The organism is Sphingobacterium alkalisoli (assembly GCF_005049105.1).
In the GTDB taxonomy this organism is placed as follows: Bacteria; Bacteroidota; Bacteroidia; order Sphingobacteriales; family Sphingobacteriaceae; genus Sphingobacterium; species Sphingobacterium alkalisoli.
The window spans coordinates 477,570-493,632 of sequence record NZ_SUKA01000001.1 but is presented as its reverse complement, the minus strand read 5'-3'; the positions used below and the strand labels follow the sequence as shown (position 1 = coordinate 493,632).

Annotated in this window: 18 protein-coding genes; 6 read left to right on the top strand and 12 right to left on the bottom strand. The window is 38.8% G+C overall.

Annotated features, from left to right (window positions below):
- Positions 1-6 precede the first annotated feature (6 nt).
- The gene (gene trmB / locus FAZ19_RS01905) at positions 7-660 is read right to left on the bottom strand and encodes a tRNA (guanosine(46)-N7)-methyltransferase TrmB (RefSeq protein WP_136818905.1); all 654 of its coding nucleotides are present in this window, start codon (positions 658-660) and stop codon (positions 7-9) included.
- A gap of 171 nt (positions 661-831) precedes the next feature.
- On the opposite strand from trmB, the gene FAZ19_RS01900 reads away from it, so the two are divergent.
- On the top strand, positions 832-1,761 hold the full coding sequence (locus FAZ19_RS01900; RefSeq protein ID WP_136818904.1) for a GDP-L-fucose synthase family protein: 930 nt from the start codon (positions 832-834) through the stop codon (positions 1,759-1,761).
- Here the strand turns inward: FAZ19_RS01900 and FAZ19_RS01895 are convergent.
- The 3 genes from FAZ19_RS01895 to FAZ19_RS01885 all read right to left on the bottom strand — a co-directional run bounded on the left by FAZ19_RS01895 (position 1,758) and on the right by FAZ19_RS01885 (position 3,082).
- Positions 1,758-2,279, bottom strand: coding sequence for a hypothetical protein (locus FAZ19_RS01895; protein ID WP_136818903.1), 522 nt, complete (start codon positions 2,277-2,279; stop codon positions 1,758-1,760). The genes FAZ19_RS01900 and FAZ19_RS01895 overlap by 4 nt on opposite strands.
- Positions 2,260-2,730, bottom strand: a complete 471-nt coding sequence (locus tag FAZ19_RS01890) for a phage holin family protein (RefSeq protein WP_136818902.1) — start codon at positions 2,728-2,730, stop codon at positions 2,260-2,262. The genes FAZ19_RS01895 and FAZ19_RS01890 overlap by 20 nt, the downstream gene beginning before the upstream one ends.
- A gap of 82 nt (positions 2,731-2,812) precedes the next feature.
- Positions 2,813-3,082 (bottom strand): YtxH domain-containing protein, encoded by a 270-nt coding sequence (locus FAZ19_RS01885; RefSeq protein ID WP_136818901.1) that lies wholly within the window; start codon positions 3,080-3,082, stop codon positions 2,813-2,815.
- Between the two features lie 216 nt (positions 3,083-3,298).
- Here FAZ19_RS01885 and FAZ19_RS01880 point away from each other — a divergent pair, with 216 nt between their 5' ends.
- Positions 3,299-4,837: a YifB family Mg chelatase-like AAA ATPase gene (locus FAZ19_RS01880; protein WP_136818900.1), complete on the top strand. Its 1,539-nt coding sequence runs from the start codon at positions 3,299-3,301 to the stop codon at positions 4,835-4,837.
- Here the strand turns inward: FAZ19_RS01880 and FAZ19_RS01875 are convergent.
- The 4 genes from FAZ19_RS01875 to rsfS are packed head-to-tail and all read right to left on the bottom strand — an operon-like array spanning position 4,834 to position 8,634.
- Entirely contained in the window at positions 4,834-5,463 is a 630-nt protein-coding gene (locus FAZ19_RS01875; RefSeq protein WP_136818899.1) for a rhomboid family intramembrane serine protease, read from the bottom strand. The two genes, FAZ19_RS01880 and FAZ19_RS01875, sit on opposite strands and share 4 nt — an antisense overlap.
- 3 nt (positions 5,464-5,466) lie before the next feature.
- Positions 5,467-6,114 carry a LutC/YkgG family protein gene (locus tag FAZ19_RS01870; RefSeq protein WP_136818898.1) on the bottom strand — a complete coding sequence of 216 codons (648 nt, stop codon included), beginning with the start codon at positions 6,112-6,114 and terminating at the stop codon, positions 5,467-5,469.
- A gap of 43 nt (positions 6,115-6,157) precedes the next feature.
- Positions 6,158-8,227 carry an ATP-dependent zinc metalloprotease FtsH gene (gene ftsH, locus FAZ19_RS01865; protein WP_136818897.1) on the bottom strand — a complete coding sequence of 690 codons (2,070 nt, stop codon included), beginning with the start codon at positions 8,225-8,227 and terminating at the stop codon, positions 6,158-6,160.
- 32 nt (positions 8,228-8,259) lie between these two features.
- A complete protein-coding gene (gene rsfS / locus FAZ19_RS01860) occupies positions 8,260-8,634 on the bottom strand; it encodes a ribosome silencing factor (RefSeq protein ID WP_136818896.1) in 375 nt (124 codons plus the stop codon).
- A gap of 43 nt (positions 8,635-8,677) precedes the next feature.
- Here rsfS and FAZ19_RS01855 point away from each other — a divergent pair, with 43 nt between their 5' ends.
- The 4 genes from FAZ19_RS01855 to pfkA all read left to right on the top strand — a co-directional run bounded on the left by FAZ19_RS01855 (position 8,678) and on the right by pfkA (position 12,895).
- A complete protein-coding gene (locus FAZ19_RS01855; RefSeq protein ID WP_169305534.1) occupies positions 8,678-9,451 on the top strand; it encodes a biotin--[acetyl-CoA-carboxylase] ligase in 774 nt (257 codons plus the stop codon).
- A 183-nt stretch (positions 9,452-9,634) separates the two neighbouring features.
- Complete coding sequence (locus tag FAZ19_RS01850; RefSeq protein WP_136818894.1) at positions 9,635-10,087, top strand: protein-disulfide reductase DsbD domain-containing protein; 453 nt, start codon at positions 9,635-9,637, stop codon at positions 10,085-10,087.
- A gap of 76 nt (positions 10,088-10,163) precedes the next feature.
- Positions 10,164-11,867, top strand: coding sequence for a protein-disulfide reductase DsbD family protein (locus FAZ19_RS01845; RefSeq protein WP_136818893.1), 1,704 nt, complete (start codon positions 10,164-10,166; stop codon positions 11,865-11,867).
- A gap of 53 nt (positions 11,868-11,920) precedes the next feature.
- The gene (pfkA, locus tag FAZ19_RS01840; RefSeq protein WP_136818892.1) at positions 11,921-12,895 is read left to right on the top strand and encodes a 6-phosphofructokinase; all 975 of its coding nucleotides are present in this window, start codon (positions 11,921-11,923) and stop codon (positions 12,893-12,895) included.
- A 53-nt stretch (positions 12,896-12,948) separates the two neighbouring features.
- On the opposite strand, the gene FAZ19_RS01835 is transcribed toward pfkA, so the two are convergent.
- The 4 genes from FAZ19_RS01835 to FAZ19_RS01820 all read right to left on the bottom strand — a co-directional run bounded on the left by FAZ19_RS01835 (position 12,949) and on the right by FAZ19_RS01820 (position 16,042).
- Complete coding sequence (locus FAZ19_RS01835) at positions 12,949-14,214, bottom strand: TlpA disulfide reductase family protein (RefSeq protein ID WP_229707304.1); 1,266 nt, start codon at positions 14,212-14,214, stop codon at positions 12,949-12,951.
- Positions 14,108-14,938 (bottom strand): TPM domain-containing protein, encoded by an 831-nt coding sequence (locus tag FAZ19_RS01830; RefSeq protein ID WP_244927450.1) that lies wholly within the window; start codon positions 14,936-14,938, stop codon positions 14,108-14,110. The genes FAZ19_RS01835 and FAZ19_RS01830 overlap by 107 nt, the downstream gene beginning before the upstream one ends.
- Positions 14,939-14,942: 4 nt before the next feature.
- Positions 14,943-15,377: a TPM domain-containing protein gene (locus FAZ19_RS01825; protein ID WP_136818890.1), complete on the bottom strand. Its 435-nt coding sequence runs from the start codon at positions 15,375-15,377 to the stop codon at positions 14,943-14,945.
- 86 nt (positions 15,378-15,463) lie between these two features.
- Positions 15,464-16,042: a LemA family protein gene (locus tag FAZ19_RS01820; protein WP_136818889.1), complete on the bottom strand. Its 579-nt coding sequence runs from the start codon at positions 16,040-16,042 to the stop codon at positions 15,464-15,466.
- Positions 16,043-16,063: the final 21 nt, after the last annotated feature.

Below are 16,063 nucleotides of genomic sequence, written 5' to 3'. Positions count from 1 at the left end.
TTACATTTATTTACTAAACTTCCATTGAACATAATTTATATTTTTATCTAAAGCAAGATATTTTCGTTCATAGTAGGTCTTAATAGACAATACATCATTTACTAGATTCGATTTGTACACATCTGTTGTCTCTTTATTTTTCTGTGCTTCAAAAAACGCCAGCTGCTCCAGTGTATAAGCATAAAATCCATCATTGTCCGTTTTTAGATGCATAATTCCATCTTTTTTAAGAATAAACTTGTAACGCTGTAAAAATTTAGGATTTGTTAATCTTTTCTTTTCTCTACTGTCTTGGGGTTGCGGATCTGGAAACGTAATCCATATCTCCGATACCTCATTTTCATCAAAAAACTCTAATATTTTCTCAATCTGAATACGCAAAAAACCTACATTTACAATTCCTTCCTCCAAAGCAGTTTTTGCACCTCTCCAAATACGATTTCCTTTGTAATCTATTCCGATAAAGTTTCTCTCTGGGAACAATTTCGCCAAATTTACAGTATATTCTCCCTTTCCACAGGCTAGTTCCAAAACTAAAGGTTTGTCATTTCCAAAAAACTCTGACGACCATTTCCCTCTATATTTAAGACCTCCATCCAGTTGAACAACATTCTTAAAGGTTTCTACCTCAGCAAATTTCCTTAATTTATCTTTAGCCATAACAAATATTAAGCGGCAAAAATAACCTTATATTTCCATTATAAGAAATTTCGGATAGCAGTAGAAAACAATCGATCTCAGCTTTGTCCAAAATATTACGTTTATATGTATCGATATTGTATTGTATATAAAAGTAACTTTATCTAAGTTTGCAGGACTCAATAATTTATCGTGAAAAAAGAAGCTAAAATATTCGTTGCAGGACATAGGGGAATGGTCGGTTCCGCTATTCACCGCAGATTGATAGAAGTGGGATATACTAACATCCTAACCCGAACCTCTAACGAATTAGATCTTAGAGATCAAGCAGCCGTTGCCGACTTTTTTGCTAAAGAAAAGCCTGAGTATGTTTTCTTAGCTGCCGCAAAAGTAGGTGGGATTATGGCTAATAATTTGTACCGGGCAGATTTTATCTACGAAAATCTAGCTATTCAGAACAATGTTATCCATCAATCGTACGTAAACAGGGTTCAAAAACTAATGTTTTTAGGGTCTTCTTGTATTTATCCTAAATTGGCTGCGCAACCTCTTAAAGAAGATTATCTGTTAACCGGGCCATTAGAATATACTAATGAACCCTATGCTATTGCAAAAATAGCGGGAATCAAAATGTGTGAATCATACCGCGCTCAATACAACTGTAATTTCATCTCTGTTATGCCGACTAATCTATACGGCATAAACGACAATTATCATCCGCAAAATTCTCATGTTTTACCGGCTTTAATTCGTCGTTTTCACGAAGCAAAAGAAAGCAACTTGTCTCAGGTGACGATCTGGGGGACGGGCACTCCACTTCGTGAATTTCTTTTTTCAGAAGATCTAGCTGACGCCTGTATCTTTTTGATGGAGAACTATGATGAGGAACAATTTATAAATATTGGTACGGGCAACGATATCAGTATCAAAGATCTAGCTTTACTAATAAAAGATATTATCGGATATCCGGGTGCGATCGCCTTTGATTCTTCCAAACCGGACGGTACACCTCGAAAACTAATGGATGTATCTAAACTTCACCGGATGGGATGGAAGCACAAAATCACTTTGAAAGACGGAATTAAACGTGCGTATATTGATTTTAAGGAAAAAGAACTTTAATAAGTTTCACTACCTGGCGGGATACCAAAATTAATAACATCTGATCCTTCTTCCAACGGAGGAACATCTTTATGTTGCTTTTTTTTCTTTTTAGGTTTTACGAACTCCGTTAATTTAGATATTGCGGATGCCAAACTGTTCTGATTGATTTGTCCTGCTGCAGCCTCTGAAGCAAATAACACTAATGATTTATTCAGCCATCCCGACTTCTTAAGAAGAGTTCTATTCAATACAAGTGGTAAGCCCAACTGCAAAGTACGAGTCAACCAATCAGAGCTGTTCTCATTTTTTTTATGGTTATCCGATCCTCCCTGAGAGGACGAAGAAACCAATCCTTTTACAAGCTCGTACCCCGGCATACGTGATATAATGGAGCTAATCACGCGGTAAGGCGCACTCAACTTGTTATTAAGCAACGTATACTGAACACCTAAATATAGCTCTTGTTCTTCTTTCAATCGTTTCAGGCGAGCTATTTCAGCTCTTAACTCGTCAATATTATTTATTTTCGTACTCATGGTTCAAATCCTTTTTGATAGTCTCTTTAACATCCTTTTCAACCTTTTCCGCTAAATCCGTTAATTCTTGATCGATAGCTTCTTCTTCCATATCATCTTCATCTTCATTCCATTTTCCCATAATTTTCTGAATTGTAATCTCCATCATTTTGGCTTCTAACTTAGGTTCAAAGAGTTTAATTGACAAAAAAAGAAGCAAAAAGATACCACCAGTCGCCAAAAAGCCAGCCGAATAACTACCTAAAACTTCGCCCAAATAAAAACCTAAAGCCAACGAGAAGAAGAAAACAATCATCAATAGTAAAACTAATTTACATATATCTACTATCAGCGCACCTATGATTCGCGAAGATTTCGCAATCACTTTTAGCTTCATTAAATCTATCCGAGTATCTACGTATTCTCTGATTTTTTGAAAACTCCCCGAAAAGGAAAACTTTTGCTCTTCCATGCTTTTACTTTTTACAAAGAGCCATGTTTATGACACAGCCCTTTAGATTAAAATTCACGCTCGACGGCTTTCGTCTTTTTATTTAAGCATGCTCCTCTATTTCATCCTCTAAGATCTCTTCGGTTTTCGAAAGCTTAGACTTCATTGCAGAAACAATTTTTTCTTTAAGGTCATTCAACTGATCAAGTTGCTCTTCAGCCCTTTCCTTCAAAGCTTCCCCCAAGTCAGCTAAAGATTCATTGATTTTTTCTCTGGTTTCAGCGCCCTTCTCCGGCGCAAACAACACTCCTAGCACAGCTCCCGCAGCAAGTCCTGCTAGCAAAGCTGCTACAATTTTTCCGCTATCGTTCATTACTATCTAAATTTATTTCTATTAATCTATTCCTATATCTATTAAACAACTAAAATCCAAAATCGTTTAGTTTATCTGCATTTTCACTGATCACTGCCTTAAGTTACGAATTTTATTGAAAGTCATCAAAGATAAGTCCAAAAACAAAACTTATTGTAAGAAATTATTTAGAGTAAAATATTTTCATTACTTTTAAGAAACCAATTTATTAGCTACATGTTAGTGAAAACCTTTGGAAGTGCTGTTTATGGAATTCAAGCGACTACAATTAATGTAGAGGTAAATATCTCTACAGGAACCAAATATTATATAGTAGGTTTACCTGATAACACTGTCAAAGAGAGTTGGCAACGTATTGAAAGTGCCATTATGGCAATAGGATTTCGAATGCCGCGTCAGAAAATAGTAGTCAACTTAGCCCCGGCTGATATCCGTAAAGAGGGCTCAGCTTACGACCTGAGTATTGCGATCGGAATATTAGCGGCATCGGGACAAATTCTGAACGAAGAAATAGCGGATTATATTATCTTGGGAGAGCTCTCGTTGGATGGGTCTATCCAACCCATAAAAGGAGCGTTACCTATTGCGATCCAAGCGAAAGCAGATGGTTTTAAAGGTATTATTTTACCTAGCGTCAATGCAAGAGAAGCAGCGATTGTATCTGAACTGAACATCCTAGGCGTGGAAAGGTTAAGTCAGGTTGTCGGCTTTTTTGAAGGGAAGGAGCAACTTCCCTCAACAATCGTTAACATCTATGATGAGTTTGTCAATAAAATAAACAATTACGAGGTAGATTTTGCGGATGTAAAGGGACAGGAAAATATCAAGCGAGCCTTAGAGATTGCGGCATCTGGAGGACACAACGTCATTTTGATAGGTCCTCCGGGGGCGGGTAAAACAATGTTGGCTAAAAGATTGCCTACCATCTTACCTCCCTTATCTGTAGAAGAATCGCTGGAGACGACAAAGATCCATTCCGTCGCCGGGAAGTTCTCTCCTTCTGAAGCATTGATGACAACACGGCCCTTTCGCTATCCGCACCATACTATCTCGGATGTCGCATTGGTAGGGGGAGGTGCAAACCCACAACCCGGTGAAATTTCTTTGGCACATAACGGAGTTTTATTTTTAGACGAATTACCCGAGTTCAAGAGAACAGTGCTGGAAGTCATGCGACAACCATTAGAATCCCGAAACATTAGCATTTCCAGGGCTAAATTTACAGTGGAATATCCTGCAAGCTTTATGTTAATTGCGGCAATGAATCCGTGCCCATGCGGATATTTCAATCATCCTGAGCGAGAATGTATCTGTGGTAGCACCGTCGTGCAACGCTACCTCAGTAAAATTTCCGGTCCCCTTCTTGATCGTATTGATTTGCACGTGGAAGTCACTCCGGTCGAATTTAAAGAATTATCAAATGGGCGATCAACGGAAGATAGTAGCGCTATTCGTCAACGCGTTATGGGGGCGAGAAAAATTCAGGAAAAACGTTTCGAAAACAATACGCGTGTGCATAATAATGCACAGATGAACTCCAAGTCTGTACGTGAGATCTGTTTTCTTGATGATATGGGTAAGAAACTACTTGAAACAGCAATGGAACGCCTTAATCTATCTGCGAGAGCGTACGACCGAATTCTGAAAGTCGCGCGTACGATAGCCGACATGGAGGGTTCCGAAAAGATTCAAACTGCTCATATCGCAGAAGCGATCCAATTTAGAAGCTTAGATCGGGAAAACTGGATGGGTTAAAATTGTTCAATAAAGTGCCTTATTATCCAAGGATGCAACAAAATTGTAATCAACAAACCTGATAGGGCTCCAAATAGATGTGCATCATGATTAATACGATCATTTGAATTCCTGGACGCCCAAATACAATATATTATATATAGAACAGCAAATACATACGCGGGCATAGGTATGATCATAAAAATACCAAGCATTGCTTTCGGTTGAAATAAAATATAACTAAAAAGCACGGCAGAAATAGCGCCTGAAGCACCTAAACTATTATACCCTACGTTATTTTTTTGCTGAACAATAGTAGGGATGTCACTTAATATCAAACTTATAATATACAGAAGCGCAAAATAGAGGTGACCAATAGAACCATTTGCTAAAACAAATAAATGCTCTAAGGCAAATCCGAAAAAGTAGAATGTAAACATATTGAACAGCAAATGTCCCCAGTCGGCATGAATTATTCCACTTGTAAATATGGTATAGACCTTTGTTTTATCACGATGTATGCTATAAGGATGTAACATCATTGTTCGGTACATGTGCGGATTTGAAAAAACATAGATGCTCGTCGCTATTGTAATAGCAAATATAACACTGGCTACAGGTGTAGCATATAAATATTCTAAAATCATATATTAAAATCGGTCTTCAACTAGAAATACATATAACTCTTTTGGTCCATGTGCACCAAGCACGAGCATCTTCTGAATATCTGCAGTACGGCTGGGTCCCGTAATGGTGGTAATCATCGATGGCAATTCAGTACCATATTTTCCTTTAATGTGCGAAAAAGCATGTTTAAGATCCATCACTAACTGAGAGGTTTTCGCAAAGACAATATGAATAGGCGGGTAGATACTCAATCGGCGGCCTCCGGCATTTCCATTTGAAATCATAACGCTTCCATTTCGAGCTATTAGAGATTCACATGTGGTTATACTCGCTTCGGCCTCTTCAAAATTACTATCTGAAGTTATTATTGGAAAGCCATAATGTCCCAATAATTTTTGTATCTCAGGTTCCCAAACATGAATTTTAGTAATATTCAACTGTTCCACTAGCGCAATCAAATTTTCAATAATGGAAATTTCGCCATCACAATAAATAAAATTCCCCGCTGCTGCTGTAAATTCCTTAGCGAAAGTAACATCCAATGGTTCATCTTCATCTTTATAAAGAGGAGCATCTTCAAAGTCAGGATGGGGATTATCTCGCTTCTGCAACAAAGCTTGCCTTATCTGCTTAAGCATTCGCTCCTTAGCGGTCGTATTTCTGATATTCATGACTTAAAAAAACAAGTGCACTGTTATCACAGTGCACCTCATTTTAACTATTTTCTTCGTTTATTTTTGGCACCTCTGGTTTTACCGTATCTTCCGGTATCGGTGGTAAGGGTAATTCCGTGGGAGGAACACCTCCCCCATCCGCACCTCCATTTACAAATTCATCATAGGTCGTACGATTAGAAAAAGGACGCTTACCTAATATTTCTTCTAAATCTGCTTGAAAAAGGATCTCCTTTTCCAGTAATTTTTCAGCAATCTTAATCAAACCCTCCTGTTTGTCTAACAGTAATGTTTTAGTACGATCGTATACACTCGCTATTAAAATACGAACCTCTTCATCAATAAGTTCAGCTGTCTGATCCGAGTAAGGCTTTTGAAACTGCGATTCAGCTCCGCTATCTCTAAAGGAAACATTTCCCACTTTTGAATTCATACCATATACAGCCGTCATTGCATAAGCTAATTTAGTGATACGTTCCAAATCATTTTGGGCGCCAGTACTAATGCGACCAAAAGTAATATCTTCAGCTACACGACCGCCCATCGTCATACTCATACTGTCCAATAGCTGCTCTGTCGTATAGAGGAATTGTTCTTTTGGTAAATATTGAGCATAGCCCAACGCAGCTACACCACGCGGAACAATTGATACTTTCACTAAAGGATCTGCGTGCTCCAAAAACCAGCCCGCAATAGCATGCCCTGCTTCGTGATATGCTACAATTTTCTTCTCCTCGGGAGATATGATCTTGTTTTTCTTTTCCAAGCCACCAATTACTCTATCCACGGCATCTTGAAAATCTTGCATATCGATTGCTGATTTCCCTTTACGGGCAGCAATTAAAGCAGCTTCATTACAAACATTCGCAATTTCTGCTCCTGCAAAACCCGGCGTTTGAGCTGAAAGCTTTTTAGCATCTACCTCTTCTGCTAATTTCAATGGCTTAAGGTGAACATTGAATATCTGTTCGCGACCAATTAAATCTGGCTTATCTATGGAAACCTGTCTATCAAAACGACCTGGACGCAATAATGCAGAGTCTAATACATCTAACCGATTCGTAGCTGCTAATATAATGACCCCGACGTTTGTGCCGAACCCATCCATCTCTACCAACAATTGATTTAAAGTATTTTCACGCTCATCGTTGCCTCCCATTACTGAATTCTTCCCGCGTGCACGACCGATTGCATCAATCTCATCAATAAAAATAATACAGGGAGCTTTCTCCTTAGCTTGTTTGAATAAGTCACGTACTCGTGAGGCGCCCACACCAACAAACATTTCTACGAAATCTGATCCAGATAAAGAGAAAAAAGGAACTTGTGCCTCACCTGCTACAGCTTTTGCTAACAATGTTTTACCTGTTCCCGGAGGACCTACAAGTAATGCACCTTTAGGAATCTTACCTCCTAAATCGGTATACTTCTTTGGATTCTTCAGGAAATCTACAATTTCCATCACCTCCTGTTTAGCTTCTTCCAACCCCGCGACGTCGTTGAAGGTAATATTTATCTGCGATTCTTTATCGAACAACTGCGCTTTCGATTTACCTATATTAAAAATTTGGCCACCTGCACCGCCGCCACCACCATTCATTCGACGCATTAGAAACATCCAAAGTGCAACAATGATGACTAATGGCAATATGAAAGAAAGGAAAAAGCCACTCCATGGACTATTCTTACTTCCGTATTCTACCGTCACCTTATTTATTCCTTCGGGTAATTTTTCTTGAGATGCATTTAATTTTGACTCAAATATCTGATCCGATCCCAGTGTAAAAATATACTGAGGTCCTGACGATTGAGAAACCATTAAATTGTTCTCCGACGGAGCTACATCTTTGTATTTATCCTCTTTTAATCTATCTTTTTTGATATAAATCTGCACTTCTAATAAATCGTTACCTTTGAGTGCTACTAACTTTTCGACATCACCTGTCAAAAGCATATTTTTTTCGAAGTTTTCGTATGTTGTTTCCTTCGCACTAGTACCACTGAAAACGTATTGAAGTGCGAAAAAGCCTAATATCATTGCGATATAAAGCCACATCATATTAAACTTCGGTGGAATAGGCGTTACTTTTTTATTTGGAATTTTCTTCATTATATATCTATCCGTCTCTATTTATTAATTAACTAAGCACTCTGGTAAGATTGTACTTCTGCGTCTCCCCACAAATCTTCAATTCGATAATGAGACCGTTTATCTGTTTTGAAAATATGTACCACGACGTCCACAAAATCCAATAACACCCACTCTCCATTTCCATGCCCCTCCTTATGCCAAGGATCTTGACCCAAGGTTTTAAAAACCTCGTCCTCCACGCTTTTTGCAATTGCATTGACCTGTATATTAGAATCTGCGTGACAGATAACAAAATAATCCGAAATTGTGGCATTTACTTCTCTCATATCCAACCTCACAATCTCATTACCCTTCTTTTCCTGCATCCCATGAACTACAATTTCCGCCAGTTTTGCAGACAATTCTAAATTTTTCTTTCTACTCATTAAGAATTATTATAGCTTTATTCATTCATTTAAATATATTCTTTTGCAAAATAACACATTTTTTGGACATTCTAGCGCTCAGAACGTAATTGTTCTAGCCGAAACAACTTCTACGAATGATTATGCAAACCAACTATTGTCAAATTTCACGCCACTAGAAGAATACACTGCCATTATGGCAACAAAACAAACAGCCGGTAGGGGACAGCGGGGCACCACTTGGATTGATCAACCAGGCGAAAGTTTAACAGCAAGCTTTATCGTATTCCCTCAAAAACTAACTCCTCAAAAGCAATTCTATTTATCAATCATCTCAAGCCTAGCCGTTTATGACACTGTTTCCCAACATACTTCTGCGAAAGCTAGTATCAAATGGCCAAATGACATCATGGTGCGCGATAAAAAAATTGGGGGTATATTGATAGAGAGTAAAATTTCGCACGCACGGATCAAACACGCGATCATTGGAATAGGATTAAATGTATTCCAGACCCAGTTTCCCACAGAAATCTCATTTAAAACGACTTCTCTCCAGAAGGAAAATCTATCCCTACAAACGCCTCTACTGTCATTAGTAACTGAAATTCAATCTAAGATAAAATTTTACAATGAAATGTTATTGAAAGAGCGGTATGAGGAATTATTGGCGCGTTATAATCAACTTCTATTTCGCAGAAACGTGGATGCATTATTTACATTGGAAGGGAAGACAGTAAAAGCTCGGATACTAAAAGTTGGAGAAGATGGTTTGCTTGAATTACAATATAATCAGGAAAAAGTAAAATACCGTCTAAAAGACATCGCGTATCAGCTATAACAAAAAAATTACTTGCCGAAGGAAAGGTATAAGTGTAATTTAGCGTTAAACTTTTAAGCACATGTAAAGTCTTAATTTAAGATTTACGATACAAAAATGACTACGAAACCATCAGGATTTCAAACCACACCGTAAGGCGAAATAACCTGATAGCTTCATCACAACTTAAAAACAAATTTATAGATGAAAAAATTTAGCTTATTTATCGCTGCTGTTTTATTAACAATAACTGGAGCTGTTGCCCAAATTCACAACCCGGTAAAATGGTCTGTGGCTTCAAAAAAACTGAACAGTAAAGAAGGAGTAATATTTATTAAAGCAACTATTCAAAATGGCTGGCACATATACTCGCAAACTGTAGGAGAAGGCGGACCAGTCCCTACTTCCTTTACCTACAAAGCCTCTAAAGATTTTACTTTAAACGGAAAGACTGCAGAACCGAAACCAAAGACCAAATTCGAGGACGTATTCAAGATGGATGTGCCTTACTTTAGTACGGAAGTGGTATTTCAGCAAAAGGTAAAATTAAACACGTCAAAACCCACTTCGGTGAGTGGAACGGTAGAATTTATGGTCTGTGATAAAACACAATGCCTTCCTCCTGATGAATATAATTTTACAGTCACAATAAAATAATCACAACGCTAAAAATTCTGAAAAAGGCAGTTTTACACTGCCTTTTTTTTATTTTTACCCAATTTATTTCTCGTTCATGAAAAATTATAAGTACGTTCTATTACTTACATTAACTGTATTGGCTTTTTCATTTAAACTCTCCTTCGCTCAAGAGGACACACTTCTTTCTTTTGATGATATTGAATTTAGCGATGGTACAGTCTCCGATACCAGCTCCTTATTGGAAGTTTCTGACGACATTGTTTTTTCGGAGGGCACAGATAGTATTGATCAACAGGTTATAGATACCGAAGTAGAATCGTTTTCAATAGAAAACTCAAACGAAAACAGCGAGTCGCTTTGGGGTATTTTTATAGCTGGCTTGATTGGGGGATTCGCCGCATTTTTGATGCCTTGTATTTTTCCAATGGTACCCTTGACCGTAAGTTTTTTTACAAAAAAATCTGGCAACAAAACGCAAGCGGTGACACAAGCCCTATTATACGGTATCTTTATCATTGTTATTTATGTAGCTCTGGGGATGCTTATTACGATAGCCTTTGGCCCAGAGGCCATGAATCAAATTTCGACCAATGGTGTATTCAATTTCCTATTTTTTCTACTTCTTGTCGTTTTCGCCGCATCATTCTTTGGCGCTTTTGAAATTACACTACCGAGCTCTTTCGTTAATAAGATAGATTCCAACTCAGATAAAGGTGGATTGTTAGGTCTATTCTTTATGTCGGCAAGCCTTGCAGTGGTGTCATTTTCCTGTACAGGGCCTATCATAGGAACTTTACTAGTCGAAGCGGCTACAAAAGGTGAGCGTTTAGGGCCTGCCATCGGTATGTTTGGTTTTTCACTAGCTTTAGCTATTCCATTCGTGCTGTTTGCGATGTTTCCCTCCATGCTTAAATCTTTACCTAAATCAGGAGGCTGGTTGAATAGTGTTAAAGTTGTTTTGGGGTTCCTGGAATTAGCATTAGCCTTGAAATTTTTATCAAATGTCGATTTAGCTTATAATTGGCAACTGCTTGATCGGGAAGTTTTCCTCTCCCTTTGGATCGTAATTTTTGGTTTGATGGGCTTGTATTTGATCGGAAAAATTAGATTCTCCCACGATAGTCCGTTAGCATATCTGTCGGTTCCGCGCACGATGTTAGCCATTATTGTATTTTCATTTGTTGTATACATGATTCCGGGATTGTGGGGAGCCCCCTTGCGGTCAATAGCAGCTTTCTTACCTCCAATTGGTACACAAGATTTTGATGTTTCTGCTGGAATTGGAACAAGTAATAATCATAATGCGGATGCCGTTAATAGAAAACACTACACGCATTTCCATAGCCGAGCTACCATAAAAGGATTCTATCCATACTACGACTACAATGAGGCCTTAGCAGCTGCCCAAGAGCAGCAAAAACCTTTGTTAATCGATTTTACGGGGTGGACCTGCGTAAATTGTCGAAAAATGGAAGCAGATGTATGGTCAAATCAGGAGGTAAAAAACCTTATCAACAATGAGTTTATTCTGGTGGAATTATATGTCGATGAACACGACCTAAGCCTTCCGGAATCGGAGCAGTACGTGTCACCTCAAACTGGAAAAAAAATAAATACGGTTGGAAAAAAGAACACGGATTTTCAAATTACTCAATTTCGCAGTAATTCGCAGCCCTTATATGCGATCGTTGATAGTAAAGGAGAACTTCTAGTACCCACCAGTGGAGCAAATTACGATATCGAAAAATATGCGAATTACTTAAAATCTGGAATCGAAGCGTATAAAGCGACGAAATAATAATCCAATTATATTGTTTTGTATATATAAGTAAATTATCTAAGTTTGAACATATGAGTAAAATAAAAAATATAGCAGTTCTAACATCAGGGGGAGATGCACCAGGTATGAATGCAGGCATACGTGCGGTAGTAAGAACAGGAATATATCACGGATTAAATGTTTTTGGAATAAAAAGAGGGTATGATGGTTTGGTAAATGGAGAAATAATTCCCATGGATGCTAAATCTGTTGCAAATATCATTCAACGCGGTGGCACTGTATTAAAGACAGCTAGAAGCGAAGAATTTAGAGATTACGAAGGTCGTAAAAAGGCTTACGAAAACATTAAAAAACTAGATATTGATGCCTTAGTGGTAATTGGAGGTGATGGCACTTTCACTGGCGCATCGAAGTTTATCGAAGAGTTTGACATTCCTATAATTGGTATGCCAGGGACGATCGATAATGATTTGGCGGGCACCGACTTCACGATTGGTTACGATACGGCAATTAATACAGTAGTAGATGCAGTAGACAAAATTAGAGATACAGCAGAATCTCATGACCGTTTATTTGTCGTAGAAGTAATGGGACGTGACTCCGGGTTGATCGCTTTGCGATCCGGCATTAGCACGGGAGCAGAAGCTGTGCTTATTCCCGAATTGGAAGTGGATTATGATGCCATTATGAAGCGTCTTGACAAATCACGAAAAAATAAATCCTCGCGGATTATCATCGTTGCTGAAGGTGACAAAGAAGGTGGATTAGTTGTAGCGGAAAAAATCACATCCAACTTTCCGCATTACGACGTGAGAGTATCAATATTAGGGCATATTCAACGTGGCGGAAAACCTACTTGTATGGATCGGGTATTGGCAAGTCGTCTAGGTGTCGCGGCAGTAGAAGGCCTTCTAGAAGGTCGGCGAGGGGAAATGGCGGGGTTAATATGTGGAAACGTGCAGTTCACACCTTTCAACAAGGCTATAAAACACATCAACAAAATAAATACAAACCTCACACGAATAGTGGAGATATTATCTTTATAAAGAACGAAAGGGCCTTAAAATTTAAGTCCCTTTCGTTTTTTTACGTAAAACAATTAATTTAATAATTCAGCCAACTTTTCATCCAAAGCTGCTCCCCGCAAATTGGAAGCAACAATTTTCCCATCTTGATCTAATAGATAGTTTTGTGGAATTCCGCGAATAGAATATAATTTTACCACATCAGATTGCCAACCTTGAAGATCAGACACATGAGTCCATTGCGCCAATTGATCGTCTTCAATCGCTTTCATCCACGCATCTTTTTTCCCTGGATTATCCAAAGATACACCTAGAATTGTAAATCCCTTATCTTTATACTTATTGTAAGCTGCCACAACAAATGGATTTTCATGTCTACAAGGTCCGCACCAACTTGCCCAAAAATCAACCAGTACATATTTCCCACGTAAGGAAGAAAGAGATAGATCATTCCCGCTCGTATCAGGCAATGTAAAGTCTGGAGCAGTAGCTCCTACCGCTAATTTGCGCATACCTTCAATTTTTTCTGCTATCGATTTTCCTTTAGTGGAATTTCTCAGGTTGGCAGATAAATTTTGAAAAGCAGCCTCAAATGTCGTGATATTTGCTGGACTGAGCGTTTCATCAACAAGATTTAACGAAATATAACTATTGGGATTTTCATTAATAAACTGCTCAGTAAGGGTAGCTTGCAATTTAAAGAAATCTGCTGCGCGCGCTTGCAAGTCTGCGATATAAGCTTCATCCTCTTTTTTCTCCGCCGAAGAAGCTGCATACTCATCGTTAAGGCTCTTTAGACCTTCCTCCACCGGTTTCATCTTCGATTTATACACAGTCATCTCTTCATTTAGCGCGTTCCCAGAAATGGTAGCCGTTTTTAGTTCAGCCCCCGTTATGTTGATAACGCCCTTAGAAAGGTATATTGAATTAACATCGGGATTTTGCAATTCGCGAAGTGGAAGTCCCTCCAAGGAAAGGATCAAATAAGCCTGCGTAGGCTCCTGTACTGTGCCATTAAACTTAAACTCACCGTTCGTGATAATTGCTGAATCTAGCAGGCGTTGCCCTTGATCAGCATATTGCATATATACCTTAGCTGGCGAACTAAAAGCTCCTATCTTACCTTTGATAGTATAGTCTTCTTGAGCGAACAATAGAGACGGGGCTAAAGCCGCCCCCAGTAAAATTAAATTCTTCATATTATTTAAATGTCTTTTTTTATTATTTATTGTGTTACCATCTACCACTCGCGCCACCTCCGCCGAAGCCTCCTCCACCGAAGCCTCCAAAGCCACCACTTCCGCCGCCGAAGTCGCCACCTCCAAAACCACCTGATCCACTAGATCGACCGCCTCCGCCGGCTAGTCCATGCAACAAAGCCCACCAGAATAAGTCGGAAGACCCCTTACCATTCATCATACGCCCACCTTTATTCTTTCCCCCACCGCCACCTTTTGAGATGAGTGCGATAACAATAAAGATAATAATAACAAATAGCAAGCTGCTGCCTTTTCCGCCCGAATTTTCTTCCGCTTTGGGATCAGCCTTATATTCTCCTTTGGTATACGAAATTATAGAATTAGTCGCCGAATTTAGTCCAGCATAGTATGCACTGCGACGAAAATTCGGCTTTATATCATTCTCGATGATCCGGAAAGCAATCGCATCGGGTACAGCACCTTCAACGCCATATCCTGTCTGAATGGTAACAGCACGATCCCCGATCGCTGCTAGTATCATGATCCCATTATCATATTTCGACTGTCCAACACCCCATTTTTGAGCCAACCGAACGGCATAATCGGCTATATCATACCCGTTGGTAGAATTTATCAAAACAACAGCAATTTGAATGGATGTACTATCTTCAAAAGCTAGAAGCTTTTGTTCCAAATCATTTACTTCGCTGCCACTTAACGTATTGGTGAAGTCACTTACTAAGCTGCTTGGGGCGGAAGGTAGGTCCTGACCTACTAAAGAGGTATGACCTAATCCGATAAATAGCAATACGGCAAATAAAATTTTAACCCTGATCGTAATCTTCATACAAGTTTTCCTCATCATGCTATCAGTGCTTTCCAAAATATATATCGTTAGGAAGTTCGTTAATATCATCTTCTTTTCTAGGAAAAAAATGCTGTAGCTGATTCCCTGCTTCGTGAATCCCTTCAATTAGACCATTTACATAATCCCCATTCCGAAAAAAGGAAACCATTTTCTCTGTCGTACTTTCCCAAAACCCATGTTGAACACGTTGATCAATGCCTACATCCCCTATAATCGCAAACTGATGATCTGCTACTGCAAGATATATTAGCACACCACTTCGCAGTACGGTCTTATGCATTTCTAGTTCTTCAAAATACTGTCTAGCCTTAGCAATAGGTTCTACATCACCCACTATATTCTCCACAACGACCCGAATCTCGCCGGACGTTTTATTTTCTGCCAAACTGATGGCGTGAACTACCCTTTCTTGCTCCTCTGCGCTTAATACTGCCATTTTTTATCTCTAATTCAAAAAAAGAAGATGAATGCTAATATGATATAATCTTGCATTCATCTTCCCCAACTGTGTTTCTTATTATCCTAAAATGAGACTGTCGGTGCCTTATCAGCGCCTTCAGCAGCTGTAAATGTTCCTTTGGCCTTAAAACCGAAAATACCCGCCATGATATTGTTCGGAAAACTTCTAACCGTCGTATTGTAATCTTGAACGGCTTCATTATAAGCTCTACGTTCAACAGATATACGATTTTCAGTACCCTCCAACTGTGCTTGCAATTCCTGGAAATTCGAATTCGCTTTCAAATCAGGGTACGCTTCAACACTCACCAACAGTCGACCAATAGATTGGGATAATGCGTCTTGAGTTTGTTGATAATTAGCAATCGCCTCTTCCGATAAGTTAGAAGGATCAACTGTCACCGAAGTAGCTTTAGCTCGTGCCTCTACAACAGCTGTTAGCGTATTTTCTTCATGTTCAGCAGCACCTTTTACCGTAGCAACTAAATTCGGGATCAAATCTGCTCGACGTTGATATGCATTTTCAACTTGAGCCCATTTTCCTTTTACATTTTCATCTTTTGAAACCATCGTGTTATAACCACAAGAACTAAAAGAAAGGGCTGCAAATAAGCCCATTAAAGCGACTAATAATCTTTTCATGTCTAATTTTTTCAAACTATA